Here is a 15,448-nt window from a genome sequence, read left to right on the forward strand (position 1 = left end):
TGGGAATAAAGTGTAGCGCTTCGGACAGGTGGGCGTGCGGCATCACGCGGCGATTTTCCGGGACCCGCAGCCATTTCGGAATGACGTGAGGGGGCTGCCTCGGACATTTCCGAAACAGCGCCACCTGCCATTATCTGCGCACGCTCACGTCGTGCGGCTTGTTGATCGGCGTGTCGTCTTTCACCGCCGCTTCCGCCTTTTCGACCAGATCGCGCCCGACGAGCGTTTTCCATTTCGTATAGACGGCACGCGTCGCGTCGACGAAGCGTTGACGCTGATCCGGCGTAAGCCGCGTGACCTTAACGCCGCGCGCCTCCAGATCTTCTAGGGTTCCGCGCCCGGTGCTCAGAAGGTCTTCTCGCGCCAGCGTTACCTCGAAGCGTGCAGCCTCCATCGCCGCCTCGCGAACAATGTCTCGGTCCTGCGGCGACCAACTGTCCCAGACCTGCCGGTTGACCACGAATACGATAGGATCGGCCACGTAATCCCATACCGTGACGTAACGCTGCCCCAACGTATCGAGTCTTACGTTGTTATAAATCGTGATCGGATTTTCCTGACCATCGATTTTGCGCGTGCGTATCGCCCGCATCGCTTCGTTCCACGTCATCTGCGCCGGCACCGCACCCAGCGCCGTGAAGATGTCGTTGAAGAGCAATGACCCGACAACGCGGAAACGCAATCCACGCATGTCTTCGGGCGCCCGAATCGGGCGCCGCGAATTACTCAGTTGCCGGAATCCGTTCTCCCCCCACGCGAGCGGCACAACCCCCTGTTCCTCCACACGGCGGAACAACTCGCGCCCCACGTCGCCTTGCGTGAGCGCGTCGAGCGACCGGTAGCCGCGCAGCAGGAAGGGCAGCGAGAACACATTGAATTCGGGGATCGCCGAAGACCAGTTGATCGTCGAGCCGACCGCCATGTCGATCACGCCCTGACGCAATGCCGTGAACTCACGCGTCTGATCGCCACCCACGAGCGTCGCGCCCGGGTGCAGCCGTATGTTGATGCGCCCGCGAGTGCGCTCGCGCACAATGTCGGCCCAGAGCTGTGTGCCTTTGCCCCACGGAGTGCCGGCATCCGGCACGATCGACAGCGAGTATTCGGCCTTATAGGGTTGCGCGGCCGCAGGCAGCGCGGTGACGGCGAGGGCAAGCGCGACTCCGATGAGCCCCCGCCAGCCTTGATTACGCATGTTGTCCTCAAGATGATTCGGGATCCGACGTCAGCGCGACGCCTTTCGCGACCCCGTGAGCATCGGCAAATTATGCGCTTGTGCTCACGAGGCTGACTGCCTCGGACAATCCCCGATTGCCGCATTGCACAAGGCCTGCCCAATCGCCCGGATCATTAGGGCAGAAGCCCTGTGATAAGGGTCACCCAACCGCCAGACCGTCATCAACGGTCATGATCGAGCCGTTGATAAATCTGGAATCGTCCGAGGCCAGAAGCAGAATCAATCCGTCGAGATCGCTCGGCTCGCCCACCCGCTGACGCGGCAACATCTGAATCAACTTGCGACCTGCCTCGGTCTGCCAATGTTCGTGATTGATTTCGGTGTCGATATAGCCGGGACACAGCGCGTTCACATTGATGTTGTAGCGCCCCCATTCCAGTGCCATCGCGCGCGTCATATGAATGACAGCGGCCTTGCTGACGCAATACACGCCGAGCATGGAAATCGCACGCTGCCCCGCCACCGACGCCACGTTAATGATCCGGTGCTGACGCTGCGGATCCCCCTTTGCACGCCGGATCATGCGCTTGGCGACTTCCTGCGCCACGAAAAAGGTACCCCGAGTATTCGTACCGAGAACGTAGTCGTATTCCTGAGGCGTGACATCGACCAGCCGTTGCTGCGCCGAAACCCCCGAGTTATTGATGAGAATGTCGATGGCGCCCGCCTCGGTCTCGGCGTGGGCAACGCCAGAGCGAATGCTGTCGTAGTCAGTCACGTCAAGCGGCACAACGTGTGCCGCCCCGCCCTGCGACTCGATCTCCGCCCTCAACTCCTTGAGCCGCTCCACGCGGCGGCTGGCGAGCACGACCTTCGCCCCGGCCTGGGCGAGCACCTTGGCAAACTGCATGCCGAGCCCGCTCGACGCTCCCGTCACCATTGCCACTTTGCCTTCCAGATTCAGCGAACGCCCCATCGTCGTCTCCCTCTAGCCCCACACCTGTTGATAAACGGCATCGCCGCAAGGCCCGCCGCTAGAGCTTCCTACCTACCAAACCGAACGATCGTGCTATTAATATGCGGTTGCGAGGTGTTCCCCATTCCCGGAAAATGACCGCACCCACGAATTCTAACGTTTATAACAGGAGCATCAATGGATCCCAAGCTGCTTGAGCAGTACGGCCCGAGGGAGTCGATGGAATATGACGTCGTCATTGTTGGCGGCGGTCCGGCCGGCCTGTCCACGGCTATCCGTTTGAAGCAACGTGCGCAGGAAGCCGGCAAGGAAATTTCCGTCTGCGTACTGGAAAAAGGCTCGGAAATCGGTGCTCATATCCTGTCGGGTGCCGTCATGGACCCGCGCGCGCTGACCGAACTCATTCCCAACTGGAAGGAACTCGGTGCGCCGCTCGACACCCCCGTCGTGGAAGATCGTTTCCTGTTCCTGAACGAGACGGGCGCGACCGCCACCCCGTCCTGGCTGCTGCCGGCCTGCTTCCAGAATCATGGCAATTACGTTATCAGCCTGGGCAACGTCGTGCGCTGGCTCGGCCAGCAGGCCGAAGCGCTGGGCGTGGAGATCTTCCCGGGCTTCCCCGCCGCCGAGATCCTGTACGACGACAACGGCGCGGTCATGGGCGTGGCGACCGGCAATATGGGTGTCGGCAAAGACGGCGAGCCGACCGAGAACTTCCAGCTCGGTATGGAACTGCACGCCAAATACACGATCTTCTCGGAGGGCGCACGCGGCAGCCTCGGCCGCCAGTTGATGCGCAAGTTCAACCTCGATGAGGGTCGCGATCCGCAGGCTTACGGTCTGGGCATCAAGGAATTGTGGGAAATCGATCCGGCCAAGCACAAGGAAGGCCTTGTGATCCACACGGCAGGTTGGCCGCTCAACTCGCAAACCTACGGCGGCTCATTTCTCTATCACCTGCCGAACCATCAGGTCGCCGTGGGATTCATCGTCGGTCTGGATTACAGCAATCCGTATCTGTCGCCGTTCGAAGAGTTTCAACGTTACAAGACGCATCCGTCGATCCGTCACTTCCTCGAAGGCGGCAAGCGCCTCTCCTATGGCGCACGCGCGATTACGGCGGGCGGGCTGCTGGCGTTGCCAAAGCTCGTGTTCAAGGGTGGCGCGCTTGTCGGCTGCGAAGCCGGCTTCCTCAACGTGAGCCGCATTAAGGGCAGTCACGCCGCCATCAAGAGCGGCATGATGGCAGCCGATGCCGCCTTCGATGCACTGAGCGCCGAGCGTCAGCGTGACGAACTCACCGCGTATCCGGCTGCGTTCGAGCAATCGTGGCTGCGCGAAGAGCTGAACAAGGCACGTAACTTCAAGCAGTGGTTCAAGAAGGGCCTGACCGTCGCCACGCTCATGACCGGCATTGAACAGAAACTGCTGGGCGGGAAAATGCCGTGGACGATCCACCGCAAAAAGGCCGATCACGAAAGTCTGTTGCCGGCCGCGCAATGCCAGCCGATCGTTTATCCGAAGCCGGATGGCAAGCTCACGTTCGACCGTCTGTCGTCGGTTTTCATCTCGAACACCAATCACGAAGAGAACCAGCCGGCCCACTTGACGCTGAAGGACCCGAGCGTGCCGGTCGGCATCAATCTGGCGGAATACGCGGGCCCGGAACAGCGCTATTGCCCGGCGGGGGTGTACGAATTCGTGAAGAACGACGACGATTCTGAACGTCTGCAAATCAACGCGCAGAACTGCGTGCATTGCAAAACATGCGACATCAAGGATCCGACGCAGAATATCGTGTGGGTTACGCCGGAAGGCGGTGGCGGGCCGAACTACCCGAACATGTAATGTCGCACTGCCGCCGGTTCGTCCGGCGGTTTTTGTTTGCATGCCGTCTGCGATGCGCCGTTCTGCAACCTGCCCGCCGAACCGCCGTCATATCGATGTTGCATCAACGCCAACGAAGGAGTCATGATGCCGAGAACTTCCGTATGGATGTCGGGTGCCGTCCTCGCAGGCACCCTCGTGCTCACCTGCGGCGCAGTACAGGCGAAGTCGGTGTCTTATTTGTGTGACAACTCGCACGTCGCGCTGGTCGTTTATGACGACCATAACCTCGGCGGCAATGTCACGCTGTACTGGATGGGCAAGCGCGAAATTCTCAGGCCGGCACGAGCGGCAAGCGGAGAAAAGCATGTCGGCCCCACGCTCGTCTGGTGGAGCAAAGGGCCGGAAGGCACGCTCTACACGGCCAGGGATGAACGTCCCATCACGCAATGCAAGGAATAGGACGAAAAAAACGCCAGACAATTCGTCTGGCGTTTTTCGCTTCTGCAACTGACCGTGCGCGGCGCGAACCGCGCTTCTCGTTAGTCCAGCCTATTCACTTCGGCGCGCGTGCCGCGATGACAGGTGTATTCACCTGCACGTCGCCGCACTGGGCGCGGTGGCGCAATGCATGATCGATCAACACAAGCGCCAGCAACGCTTCGGCAATCGGCGTTGCGCGGATCCCCACGCAGGGGTCATGACGGCCGAAAGTCTCCACCGTCGACGGTTGCCCCTCGATATCGATCGAGCGGCGCGGCGTACGGATGCTCGACGTCGGTTTGATCGCGATCGAAACGTCGATGTCCTGCCCCGTAGAAATGCCGCCCAGAATGCCGCCTGCGTTGTTCCCGACAAAGCCTTCCGGGGTCAGTTCGTCGCCATGCTCCGAGCCCTTTTGCGTGACGCTGCGAAAACCTGCCCCAATCTCCACGCCCTTGACCGCGTTCAGCCCCATCATCGCGTGAGCAATGTCTGCGTCCAGACGATCGAACAGCGGCTCGCCCAGCCCCACCGGCACCCCCGTCGCCACAACGCGCAACTTGGCACCGACGGAATCTCCGGCCTTGCGAAGATCGTCCATATAGGCTTCAAGTTGCGGAACCACTTCCGCGTTGGCCGCAAAAAACGGGTTCTGCGATACCTGCGACCAATCGGTCTGCGGGATCTCCACGTCACCCAATTGCGTCATGCAGCCGCGCACCTGCACGCCGTATCGTTCGGCCAACCACTTCTTGGCGACGGCACCGGCAGCCACGACCGGCGCCGTCAGGCGAGCCGACGAGCGACCGCCGCCGCGATAATCGCGAACGCCGTACTTTTGCAGGTAGGTGTAGTCGGCATGTCCGGGACGGAATGTCTGAACAATGTTGCCGTAATCTTTGCTGCGCTGATCGGTATTGCGGATAAGCAGCGCAATCGGCGTGCCGGTCGTTACCCCTTCGAACACCCCGGAGAGGATCTCGACGGCGTCCGGCTCGTTTCGCTGCGTCACATGACGTGACGTGCCGGGACGGCGGCGATCCAGCTCCACCTGAATGTCGGCTTCCGTGAGCGCCATTCCCGGCGGACAGCCATCAATGACGCAGCCGATTGCCGGGCCATGAGATTCGCCGAAAGTGGTGACGGTAAACAGGGTTCCAAGCGTATTGCCAGACATACGGGATCAGGTTCGGGTGAGACGGGAAGGCCCTATTATGCCAGCGATCCCGTCGCACCGCGCCGGGCTGTACGGCATACCCTGACGTCAAACGTCCGAATCACAGCATTTTGGGCGCCGTTCGGGCCATGCTTCGGAGACATCCGATCAATGCGCCGTGCTTCTCTCAGCGCCCCTCAGACCGGCCACGGGCCGCGAAGCTTGAGCACCTTGTCGCGCAGCGCCTCCGGTGTCGCCTGGGCGGGTGCCACAGGCTCACCGATGACAAGCTCCAGTCGATTCAGAATGCCGCGCTTGAACGGACGCGTCATTGCCGCGCCGCCATGCCGGGAGAAAAAACTCCCCCATAGCCCGCGCAGCGCCATCGGCACGACCGGCACCGGACTACGCTCGATAATGCGTTGCACCCCCTGACGAAATGCCTGCACATCGCCAGACGCCGTAAGTTTCCCCTCGGGGAAAATGCAGACAACCTCGCCCGCCGCCAACGCCTGTGCAATCTGCTCGTAGGCCTTGTTGAGTCCTGCTGCATCTTCATGCGCAGGCGCAATCGGAATCGCACCGACCGTTCGAAAGAACCACGACAGCATGGGGATACGAAAAATTCGGTGGTCCATCACGAACCGAACCGGGCGCCGAACCGACGCGCCGATAACTACCGCATCGGCAAAGCTCACGTGATTGCAGACCAGCACGCACGGTCCCTCATCCGGAATCTGGGCGGCCCCTTTGACATCGATGCGATAGATGGTATGCAACAGCAACCACATCACGAAGCGAATCAGAAATTCCGGTAGCAATGTGTAGAGGTACACCGCGACAAGCGCATTGAGAATACCGGTCACGAGATACAACTGGTCGATGGTCAACCCGGCTCTCGTGAGCGCCATCGCCATGAGCGCGGACACGACCATGAACAACGCATTGAGAATATTGTTCGCCGCAATGATGCGGGCGCGATGCGACGGTTTGCTGCGACTCTGAATCAAGGCATACAACGGCACGCTGTAAAAACCGCCAAACATTGCCAGCAGGAACAGATCCGCAAGAATTCGCCAATGGGCCGGTTGCGAGACGAATTGCCCGACCGTCTGGAGAGCCGCGCCGCCGACGCCGCCCCGGCTGGCAAAATACAGATCGACGGCGAACACCGTCATGCCGATCGAGCCGAATGGCACCAGCCCGATCTCCACCTTGCCGGACGAGAGCCGCTCGCACAGCAGCGAGCCGACACCGATGCCGATGGAGAACATGGCGAGTAACAGCGTGACAACGTCCGGGTCGGCCCTTAGGACATCATGCGCGAAGTTGAAGAACGACGCGAGGAAGGTCGCCCCGAGAAACCAGAGCCAGGAGATACCGAGCAGGCTTTGGAAAACCGCGCGATCGGTGCGCGCAATCCGCAAGTTCCTCCACGTCTCGGTGAACGGATTCCAGTTGATACGCAGATCTGGCTGGGCCGCAGGCGTTTGCGGCACCCACGTCGACACCCATCGCCCTAACAACGCCAGCCCGAGGCAAACGCCCCCCAGCCACGGCAATGACCCCGCCCCCGCGCCGGCAATTTCGCCACCAACGATCGTGCCGATCAGAATCGCCACGAACGTGCCCATTTCCACGAGGCCGTTACCTCCCACCAGCTCGTGATTAGCGAGATGCTGTGGAAGATACGCGTACTTCACCGGTCCGAATAACGTGGAGTGCAGCCCCATCAAAAACGTGCAGACGAAGAGCAAGGGCGCACTCGTCCAGATGAAGCCGGCCGCACCGACGGCCATGATGGCAATCTCCAGCGATTTGACGAAGCGGATCAGACGTGCCTTGTCCCACTTGTCGGCAATCTGGCCACTCGTCGCAGAAAACAGGAGAAACGGCGCAATGAAGATAGCCGAGATCAGAAACGCCGCCGTCTTGCCGTCGACGTTCTGAAAAAGCGATGCGTGGTAGGTGACAAGCGACGTGAACGCAATCTTGAACACGTTGTCGTTCATCGCGCCCAGAAACTGCGTCCAGAAGAACGGCGCGAAGCGCCGTTCCTTCAGCAGACGTGATTGATGGCCCTCGCCGCGTGCCCCGCGCTGGCTGGGCTCACTCACTTCGCGCTTTCCGCTTCCTCGGCCGGCCAATCGCGAATATAGGCCTTGAGCATGCGGTTTTCGAAGGATTGCTCCTCAACGACTGCGCGTGCCACATCGTAGAAGGAAATCACGCCCATGAGCGTGCGGTTATCCATGACCGGCAGATAGCGTGCGTGACGCTCGAGCATCATGCGACGCACTTCGTTCACATCCGTCTCCGGCGTGCAAGTGAGCGGATGATCGTCCATCACCTTGCGAATCGTGGAACCGCCCACGGTACCGCCGTTCTTGCTGATCGTGTTGATGATTTCACGGAACGTGAGCATGCCCACGAGGTCACCGTATTCCATCACAACGAGCGACCCGATGTCGTGTTGCGCCATCGTATCGACGGCATCGGCCAGCGACGTCTCCGGGGTCACGGTGAAAAGGGTGTTGCCCTTTACTTTCAGAATGTCAGACACACGCATGGCACACACTCCTCTTCGTGTTGCTCGGGCAACCGTGGCGGAACGCTGCCGCCAAACGTATTGCCAGACTTCGGCTTGCGAGACGGAACACTGGCGCGCACGCCGTTGTCTCCGCGGAATAGTTATTAGAACATCTTCAAAGGATGCTATCGGAAAGCGCCTGAAAAGGAAAGGCGCAAGACACGCACATGTCCGTATGACGCGGGTTTTCGGCCGATTCCTGGCGAGCGCTCGGACATTGCCGTGCCTCTCGTATCGGACAACACCGCAATTTCCCTGATGACACTTGCAAAGCCTGTCGTTGCGCACGAAGGTGGTGCTAGGATTGCCGTATACGTAAAGTCCGCATCACGAGTCAACGTCAAGTCAACGTCCAGCCAACCGCGAGGCCTTCTCCGACATGTCAGTACCGCACTTCGACACACTCGCCCTGCACGCCGGGGCCGCCCCCGACCCCGTCACGGGCGCGCGCGCCACCCCGATCTATCAGACCACGTCGTTCGTCTTCTCCGATGCGGATCAGGCCGCCGCGCTCTTCAACATGGAGCGCGCCGGGCATGTCTATTCGCGTATTTCCAATCCGACCAATGCCGTCTTCGAAGAGCGCATGGCCGCGCTGGAAAATGGCGCCGGCGCGATCTCGACGGCAAGCGGTCAGGCTGCGCTCCATCTCGCCATTGCCACCCTGATGGGGGCGGGCTCCCACATCGTGGCGTCGAGTGCGTTGTATGGCGGCTCGCACAATCTGCTGCATTACACACTGCGTCGTTTCGGCATCGAGACCACGTTCGTCCGCCCGGGCGATCTGGATGGCTGGCGCGCCGCCGTGCGCCCCGAGACCCGGCTGTTCTTCGGCGAGACGCTTGGCAACCCAGGGCTCGACGTTCTCGATATTCCCCAGGTTTCCCAGATCGCGCATGAGGCCGGTGTGCCATTGCTGGTCGACAGCACATTCACGACACCGTGGCTCATCCGGCCGTTCGATCATGGTGCCGACCTCGTTTATCACTCCGCGACCAAGTTCCTCGGTGGTCACGGCACGACCATCGGCGGCATTCTGGTCGACGGCGGTACGTTCGATTTTGAGAAAAGCGGCAAATTCCCCGAAATGACCGAGCCGTACGACGGCTTCCACGGCATGGTCTTCGCGGAAGAGAATTCCGTCGCACCGTTCTTGTTGCGTGCTCGGCGCGAGGGCTTGCGGGACTTTGGCGCATGCCTGCACCCACAGGCGGCATGGCAACTGCTGCAAGGCATTGAAACGCTGCCGCTGCGCATGGCGCGGCACGTCGACAATGCCCGTCGAGTGGTGGAGTTTCTCGCTGGGCATGAGGCTGTGGCGAGCGTGGCTTACCCCGAGTTGCCGTCACATCCTGATTACGCACTGGCCAAACGCCTGCTGCCGCGTGGTGCGGGTGCCGTCTTCAGCTTCAATTTGAACGGGGACCGCGCAGCAGGACGCCGTTTCATCGAGTCGTTACAACTCTTCTCCCATTTGGCCAACGTGGGGGATGCGCGCTCGCTCGTCATTCATCCGGCGTCCACAACCCATTTCCGCATGGACGCTGCTGCACTCGCAGCCGCCGGCATCGGGGAGGGTACCGTGCGCCTGTCGATCGGATTGGAAGACCCCGACGACCTGATCCAGGATCTCAAGCGCGGCCTCAAAGCGGCAGTCAAAACCTCGTCCAAGGGACAAGCCCGATGAATTTCGATATCGCAGGCCACAACATCTACGCCTACACCGCCGGCAAGTCGATCGACCCCGGGCAGCCGACGGTCGTTTTTTTGCACGGCGCGCAACACGACCACAGCGTGTGGGGATTGCAGAGCCGATACCTCGCCCATCACGGCATGAACGTGCTCGCGCTGGATCTGCCGGGCCACCATCGCAGCACGGGCGCCCCCTTGAAAACCATTGGCGCAATGGCCGACTGTGTAGTGGCCGTACTCGACGCGGCCGGGCTCCCTAATGCCGCCTGGGTCGGGCACAGCATGGGGTCACTGATTGCGCTCGATGCCGCGGCACGCCATCCGGAGCGCGTGACGCGCATCGCGCTGGTGGGCACCGCTTACCCGATGACGGTCTCCGATGTGCTGCTCGACGCGGCAGCCGAGCGCGAGCCCGAGGCCATCGCTCTCGTCAACGCGTGGTCGCACAGCACACTCGCCGCAAAGCCGTCCGCGCCCGGCCCGGGATTCTGGACTTGGGGCGGCAATCAACGGTTGATGGAACGGGTGTCACAGCGCAATCCCGCCAAGGTGTTTCTGACCGACTTCGAGGCGTGCAACGGCTACGGTCAGGGGATGGAAGCCGCCGCCCGTGTCAAATGTCCGGTGCTCGCGGTGCTGGGGCAGCGCGACCAGATGACACCGCCGCGCGCAGCGCAAGCGCTGCTCGATGCGCTGTGTGCAGCCGGTGCACCGGTGGCGGTGGAGGTCGTGGCGGCCGGGCACGCGATCATGACGGAGCAGCCGGACGCCCTGCTCGATGCCCTCGTAAAATTCATGCGACACTGAGCGCGTCACCTTCGCTAACGAGGAGGTTTGTCATGCGAGATACGCGCGATGGCGCACCGGCATTTCACCGGTTTGCCGACTTCTATCCGTTCTATCTCGGCGAGCACCGCAATCCGATCTGCCGCCGCCTGCATTTCATCGGCTCGTGGGGCGTGATCGCCTTCCTGGTGACATTCGCCGTGACTGGCAACCCATGGTGGTTGCTCGCGGCTGTCGTCTGCGGCTACGCGTTCGCGTGGGTGGGCCACTTTTTCTTCGAGAAGAACCGGCCCGCCACGTTCCGCCACCCCGTCTACAGCCTGATGGGCGACTGGGTGATGTTTCGGGATATCTGCCTGGGTCGAATCAAGCTCTAGCGCTCTCGCGGCCCTGACGTCCTTCAGGGCCGTCGCGGCCATCGCGCCCATCACGCCCGTCACGTCCATCACGGCCGTCGTTTCCCTCGCGTCCCTCCTGTCCCTCCTGCCTCGCCTGCACCCGCGGTCCCTCCAAGCCACGCGGACCGCCCTCGTCGGGCCGCCCCGCCGGGTCCGCCCGACGCCCTGCCTCCGGCTCGACCAAGGTGTCAGCGCCGTCCTCGTCCGCCGTGACGGCGCGCGGCAGTGCATCGGCGAGCGGTACGTCCCATTTGCCTTCGCGCAGCATTTCGGCAACATGGGCGCCATCGAGTGCATGGCGCTCCATTTGCCGCGCCAACTCATCGACGTTCAGCGCGAGTTGCGCCACGAGCGGCGCCAGTGTGGTCGTGCGCGGGTTCGCGAGCAGCAGCCAACGTTCGGCCGGCGGCTGCATTGTCAACCGGCCGACCCACCCCATGCGTTCGAGCCGGGTGAGCAAATCGTTAGCGTGATCGAGACTGGTACGCATGGTGCCCGCCAGTTGCGCGGTCGTACGCCCGTTACCGCTGTTCTCCCGATCACTATTGAGCAGGTGGATGAGCGTCAGCCCGTCGAGCAGATCGCTGCCCGGGAATCGGGGGTATTGGAAATGCCCGAGGCGCAACGCGGGCAGAACCGACGTTATCGTCGCTCCGAGCAAGGCGACCAGCCACGATAGATAAATCCAGAGCAGGAAGATGGGCACCGCCGCAAAGGCGCCGTAGACCGCTGTGTACGTGGGGAACTGCCGGATATACATACCGAAGCCGCGCTTGGTCAGATCGAACGCCAGCGCCGCCACCACCCCGCCGACCAGTGCGTCGCGCCAGTCGACCTTGCAATTCGGCATGTACAGATACATCAGCATGAAGGCCACGCTGGTCAGCGCGAGCGGAATCAGGCTGAGCAGCGACGCCACCGCCGGCGGCAATGTGCTCACCAATGACATCGACTGCGTGAACACATAGGAACTGATCGACAGGCTCACCCCGAACAGCAACGGGCCGAGCGTGAGCAGACTCCAGTAAATAAGCAGGCGCTGCGCAAGCGGTCGTGCGCGCGGCACACGCCAGATCACGTTGAACGCCGACTCGACAGTCATCAACGTGAGCACAGCCGTCACCAGCAAACCGATCAGGCCAAACGCCGTCAGGCTTTTCGCCTTCGACGCGAACTGGTTCAGGTAATTGAATATCTGTGCGTTGACACTTTCCGGCATCAGGTGTTCGAGCAGAAACCCCTGCAAGGCGTCGCGAAACGAGTTGAAGATCGGGAAGGCCGTGAAGAGTGCGAACGTCACGGCAAACAGTGGCACGATCGACAGAATCGACGTGAACGTCAGACTACCCGCCACTTGCGGAATCCGGTCGTCCTGTGCCCGCGCAAGCGCGTATCTCAGCAATTGGCGAACGTTGTTCCAGTTGATGCGGGACAGTTTGAGCAAATCGGGCTCCTGAATGAGATCGATGGCACGGCAGGCGTTCGCGCGAACCGTTACGCCAATAGGAACGCCCTATAATACCCGCACTTTTCGCTTGCTTTTCACCTCAAGATCCGAGGCTCGGGCGTGTTTCGCCCTTAGCCCAAGCCAATTCGACTTCATGACCGAAATCCTCGTCCTGTACTACAGCCGTCACGGCACCACCGCACAGCTCGCACAATGCATTGCCGCGGGCATCGACAGCGTGCCCGGCGCACAGGCACGAGTGCGCACCGTGCCCGCCGTCTCGACCGTTTGCGAAGCCAGCGCGCCGGACATTCCGGACAGCGGCCCGCCTTACGTGGAATTGCGAGATCTCGAAGAGTGCGCCGGCCTGGCGCTCGGCTCTCCTACACGCTTCGGCAACATGGCCGCTGCATTGAAGTACTTTCTCGACGGCACTACGCCGCAATGGCTCTCGGGGGCTCTGGCCGGGAAACCGGCGTGCGTGTTCACGTCTAGCGCCAGCCTGCACGGCGGCCAGGAAAGCACGCTGCTGTCGATGATGATTCCCCTGCTGCATCACGGCATGTTGCTGATGGGCCTGCCTTACACGGAGCCGGCGCTCACGAGCACTCGCACCGGCGGCTCGCCCTACGGCGCCACGCATTTCGCCCATGACGGCAACCCGCTCTCCGCCGAGGAGCGCCAGTTGGCGTCGGCCCTCGGTGCACGACTCGCACGCGCGGCTGCCAAGCTGGCAGAATGAACGCTTGCGCTACGCCCAGCGCGTGAAGCGCACCGCTCAGCAGTAGCCCCGGCCCACGAGACAAGCCCATGACTGCCACACCGCCCGACCTGCCCCAAGGTGCCGATGCCCGCGAGGCGCGCGTGTCGCCCCGGACACGCGCTGCGTCTGCGACATCTGCGACCTCCGCCATGTCTGCCACACCTCACGGCGCGCGAGCGTTGCGCCGGCTCAGCATCGCAAGTCTGCTGGCGTTGATCGTGCTGTCGGTCGCATGGGAGTTGTGGCTCGCGCCGTTGCGTCCCGGTGGCTCCTGGCTGGTTCTCAAGGCGTTGCTCCTGCTGCTGCCGTTACGTGGCGTGCTGCGCGGCAATCTGTACACGTTGCAGTGGTCGAGCATGTTCATCCTGCTGTTTCTCGCGGAAGGCGTGGTGCGTGGCATGTCGGATACGGGAGCGTCAGCCTCGCTCGCCTGGGTCGAGACGGCGCTCTCTGTCGTGTTTTTCTTCTCCACGATCTTCTATCTGCGCCCCTTCAAACGGGCGGCCAAAGCCCGCGCCGCCACTGCGCGATAGCCACGCGTCACGCGACCGCGAACCGCACGACCGGAGCGAAGCCTTTCTGCCATGAACAACGTTCCATTCCTCACGGCATGCCGCGACCTGCTGGGCCGCGACCACGTGCTACTCGAGAGCACCGACACCGACGCCTATCTCGTCGACCAGCGCAAGCGCTATAAGGGGCATGCTCTGGCGGTGCTGCGCCCGGCTGATACCGCGCAGGTCGCCGCACTCGTGCGCCTGTGTGTCGCGCACGGCGTGTCGATGGTGCCGCAAGGGGGTAATACCGGCCTCGCGGGCGGCGCCACGCCCGACGCGAGCGGGCGTCAGGTCGTGATCAGTCTGCGTCGTCTCGACCGTATCCGTCAGGTGGATGCCGAGAACATGACACTGACCGCCGAAGCCGGTTGCCTGCTGGCCAATGTACAAGCGGCAGCAGCCGCGGCGCAGCGGCTGTTCCCGCTGAGCCTTGCCGCAGAAGGCAGTTGCACCATCGGCGGCAATCTTGCGACCAACGCGGGGGGTACCGCTGTCTTGCGTTACGGCAACGCGCGCGAGTTGTGCCTCGGTCTGGAAGTGGTCACACCGCAAGGCGAGCTTTGGGACGGTCTTCGCGGCCTGCGCAAAGACAACACCGGCTACGACCTTCGCGATCTGTTCATCGGCGCGGAAGGCACACTCGGTCTCATTACTGCCGCAACGCTAAAACTGTTCGCGCAACCCGTCGCCCGCATGACGGCGCTCGCCGCACTGGACACTCCGGCAAACGCGCTCGCCCTGCTCAATCTCGCGCAAAGCATGGCGGGGCCACTGCTGACCGGATTCGAGTTGATGTCCGACTTTTGCCTCCGGCTCGTGGCCCAAGTCTTCCCGCAGCAGCGCTATCCGTTTGCGCATCACTATGCACAGGCGGTGCTGCTCGAACTCTCCGACAACGAGAGCGAAGCGCACGCGCGCGATTTGCTGGAGCGATTGCTGAGCGCCGCCGTCGAACAGGGCATCGTGCGAGATGCCGTCGTCGCGAGCAGCCTCGCCCAGTCGAACGCACTCTGGCATATACGAGAGAGCATCCCGCTTGCCCAGTCGGCGACGGGACTCAATATCAAGCACGACATCGCCGTGCCGGTCTCGCAAGTGCCCGCGTTTCTCGACGCCACCGATCCGATGGTCCGGCGCCTGGCGCCGGGCGCGCGTCTCGTCACCTTCGGCCACTTGGGCGACGGAAATCTGCACTACAACGTGATGGCGCCCGAAGGCGTCGATCCCGCCGCGTTCCTTGCGCAGTACCAATCAACAGTGACTGCCGCCGTCCACGATAGCGTGCACGCGCATCGTGGCACCATCAGTGCGGAGCACGGCCTCGGACAACTCAAGCGCGACGCGTCAGCAAAGTACAAGTCGCCGGTCGAACTGGCTTTGATGCGTACGCTGAAAAGCGCTTTCGACCCGCTCGGCCTGATGAATCCGGGCAAGGTGCTCCCCGACTGAGCCGTCGGTCGTCGTTTGCCCCAACCGCGAAACGACAGGCCACGACGCAAATCGCTGAAAAATCACAAAAACACATCAAAATCGAAAGAAATGTCGTCAATTTCGCGACAAAACGCCGCGAAATACCGCCTCTTTCTTTACAGATAC

The 15,448-nt window shown here is 62.1% G+C and carries 14 protein-coding genes; 8 read left to right on the forward strand and 6 right to left on the reverse strand.

The genetic code is table 11. The features are described from left to right. Positions 1-130: 130 nt before the first annotated feature. Positions 131-1,195 carry a DctP family TRAP transporter solute-binding subunit gene (locus AT395_RS15540; protein WP_042116488.1) on the reverse strand — a complete coding sequence of 355 codons (1,065 nt, stop codon included), beginning with the start codon at positions 1,193-1,195 and terminating at the stop codon, positions 131-133. 181 nt (positions 1,196-1,376) lie between these two features. Beyond that, positions 1,377-2,153: an SDR family oxidoreductase gene (locus AT395_RS15545; protein ID WP_042116489.1), complete on the reverse strand. Its 777-nt coding sequence runs from the start codon at positions 2,151-2,153 to the stop codon at positions 1,377-1,379. Positions 2,154-2,330: 177 nt separating this feature from the next. Between AT395_RS15545 and AT395_RS15550 the strand changes: the two genes are divergently transcribed. Together AT395_RS15550 and AT395_RS15555 are read left to right on the forward strand one after the other, a co-directional pair. After that, the gene (locus AT395_RS15550) at positions 2,331-4,001 is read left to right on the forward strand and encodes an electron transfer flavoprotein-ubiquinone oxidoreductase (RefSeq protein ID WP_048629707.1); all 1,671 of its coding nucleotides are present in this window, start codon (positions 2,331-2,333) and stop codon (positions 3,999-4,001) included. A 123-nt stretch (positions 4,002-4,124) separates the two neighbouring features. After that, a complete protein-coding gene (locus AT395_RS15555; protein WP_082164869.1) occupies positions 4,125-4,442 on the forward strand; it encodes an MliC family protein in 318 nt (105 codons plus the stop codon). 94 nt (positions 4,443-4,536) lie between these two features. Here AT395_RS15555 and aroC read toward each other — a convergent pair whose 3' ends face one another. The 3 genes from aroC to AT395_RS15570 form a co-directional block, all read right to left on the reverse strand. Beyond that, positions 4,537-5,640, reverse strand: coding sequence for a chorismate synthase (aroC, locus tag AT395_RS15560; RefSeq protein ID WP_042116493.1), 1,104 nt, complete (start codon positions 5,638-5,640; stop codon positions 4,537-4,539). A gap of 176 nt (positions 5,641-5,816) precedes the next feature. Further along, positions 5,817-7,736: an MFS transporter gene (locus AT395_RS15565; protein ID WP_048629709.1), complete on the reverse strand. Its 1,920-nt coding sequence runs from the start codon at positions 7,734-7,736 to the stop codon at positions 5,817-5,819. After that, positions 7,733-8,188 carry a CBS domain-containing protein gene (locus tag AT395_RS15570; RefSeq protein WP_042116496.1) on the reverse strand — a complete coding sequence of 152 codons (456 nt, stop codon included), beginning with the start codon at positions 8,186-8,188 and terminating at the stop codon, positions 7,733-7,735. The genes AT395_RS15565 and AT395_RS15570 overlap by 4 nt, the downstream gene beginning before the upstream one ends. Before the next feature lie 400 nt (positions 8,189-8,588). Here AT395_RS15570 and AT395_RS15575 point away from each other — a divergent pair, with 400 nt between their 5' ends. The 3 genes from AT395_RS15575 to AT395_RS15585 are packed head-to-tail and all read left to right on the forward strand — an operon-like array spanning position 8,589 to position 11,064. Further along, positions 8,589-9,896 (forward strand): O-acetylhomoserine aminocarboxypropyltransferase, encoded by a 1,308-nt coding sequence (locus AT395_RS15575; protein ID WP_048629710.1) that lies wholly within the window; start codon positions 8,589-8,591, stop codon positions 9,894-9,896. Beyond that, a complete protein-coding gene (locus AT395_RS15580; RefSeq protein WP_058375215.1) occupies positions 9,893-10,708 on the forward strand; it encodes an alpha/beta fold hydrolase in 816 nt (271 codons plus the stop codon). Before AT395_RS15575 ends, AT395_RS15580 begins: the two co-directional genes overlap by 4 nt. A gap of 32 nt (positions 10,709-10,740) precedes the next feature. After that, positions 10,741-11,064 carry an Mpo1-like protein gene (locus AT395_RS15585; protein ID WP_048629712.1) on the forward strand — a complete coding sequence of 108 codons (324 nt, stop codon included), beginning with the start codon at positions 10,741-10,743 and terminating at the stop codon, positions 11,062-11,064. Here the strand turns inward: AT395_RS15585 and AT395_RS15590 are convergent. Beyond that, positions 11,054-12,529, reverse strand: a complete 1,476-nt coding sequence (locus tag AT395_RS15590; RefSeq protein ID WP_231606166.1) for a YihY family inner membrane protein — start codon at positions 12,527-12,529, stop codon at positions 11,054-11,056. The genes AT395_RS15585 and AT395_RS15590 overlap by 11 nt on opposite strands. A gap of 157 nt (positions 12,530-12,686) precedes the next feature. On the opposite strand from AT395_RS15590, the gene wrbA reads away from it, so the two are divergent. From wrbA to AT395_RS15605, 3 genes are all read left to right on the forward strand, one after another. Beyond that, entirely contained in the window at positions 12,687-13,274 is a 588-nt protein-coding gene (wrbA, locus tag AT395_RS15595; RefSeq protein WP_042116502.1) for an NAD(P)H:quinone oxidoreductase, read from the forward strand. A gap of 170 nt (positions 13,275-13,444) precedes the next feature. Continuing rightward, complete coding sequence (locus AT395_RS15600; protein ID WP_048629721.1) at positions 13,445-13,828, forward strand: DUF2069 domain-containing protein; 384 nt, start codon at positions 13,445-13,447, stop codon at positions 13,826-13,828. A 51-nt stretch (positions 13,829-13,879) separates the two neighbouring features. After that, positions 13,880-15,301: an FAD-binding oxidoreductase gene (locus AT395_RS15605; protein WP_048629713.1), complete on the forward strand. Its 1,422-nt coding sequence runs from the start codon at positions 13,880-13,882 to the stop codon at positions 15,299-15,301. Positions 15,302-15,448: the final 147 nt, after the last annotated feature.

The organism is Pandoraea apista (assembly GCF_001465595.2).
GTDB lineage: Bacteria > Pseudomonadota > Gammaproteobacteria > Burkholderiales > Burkholderiaceae > Pandoraea > Pandoraea apista.

Bases quoted from the DNA above. Each gene is read 5' to 3' on its own strand.
- AT395_RS15575 (WP_048629710.1), top strand. From the start codon at position 8,589: ATGTCAGTACCGCACTTCGACACACTCGCCCTGCACGCCGGGGCCGCC.
- AT395_RS15585 (WP_048629712.1), top strand. From the start codon at position 10,741: ATGCGAGATACGCGCGATGGCGCACCGGCATTTCACCGGTTTGCCGAC.
- AT395_RS15555 (WP_082164869.1), top strand. From the start codon at position 4,125: ATGATGCCGAGAACTTCCGTATGGATGTCGGGTGCCGTCCTCGCAGGC.
- AT395_RS15600 (WP_048629721.1), top strand. From the start codon at position 13,445: ATGTCTGCCACACCTCACGGCGCGCGAGCGTTGCGCCGGCTCAGCATC.
- AT395_RS15550 (WP_048629707.1), top strand. From the start codon at position 2,331: ATGGATCCCAAGCTGCTTGAGCAGTACGGCCCGAGGGAGTCGATGGAA.
- AT395_RS15540 (WP_042116488.1), bottom strand. From the start codon at position 1,195: ATGCGTAATCAAGGCTGGCGGGGGCTCATCGGAGTCGCGCTTGCCCTC.
- AT395_RS15605 (WP_048629713.1), top strand. From the start codon at position 13,880: ATGAACAACGTTCCATTCCTCACGGCATGCCGCGACCTGCTGGGCCGC.
- aroC (WP_042116493.1), bottom strand. From the start codon at position 5,640: ATGTCTGGCAATACGCTTGGAACCCTGTTTACCGTCACCACTTTCGGC.
- wrbA (WP_042116502.1), top strand. From the start codon at position 12,687: ATGACCGAAATCCTCGTCCTGTACTACAGCCGTCACGGCACCACCGCA.
- AT395_RS15580 (WP_058375215.1), top strand. From the start codon at position 9,893: ATGAATTTCGATATCGCAGGCCACAACATCTACGCCTACACCGCCGGC.
- AT395_RS15570 (WP_042116496.1), bottom strand. From the start codon at position 8,188: ATGCGTGTGTCTGACATTCTGAAAGTAAAGGGCAACACCCTTTTCACC.
- AT395_RS15545 (WP_042116489.1), bottom strand. From the start codon at position 2,153: ATGGGGCGTTCGCTGAATCTGGAAGGCAAAGTGGCAATGGTGACGGGA.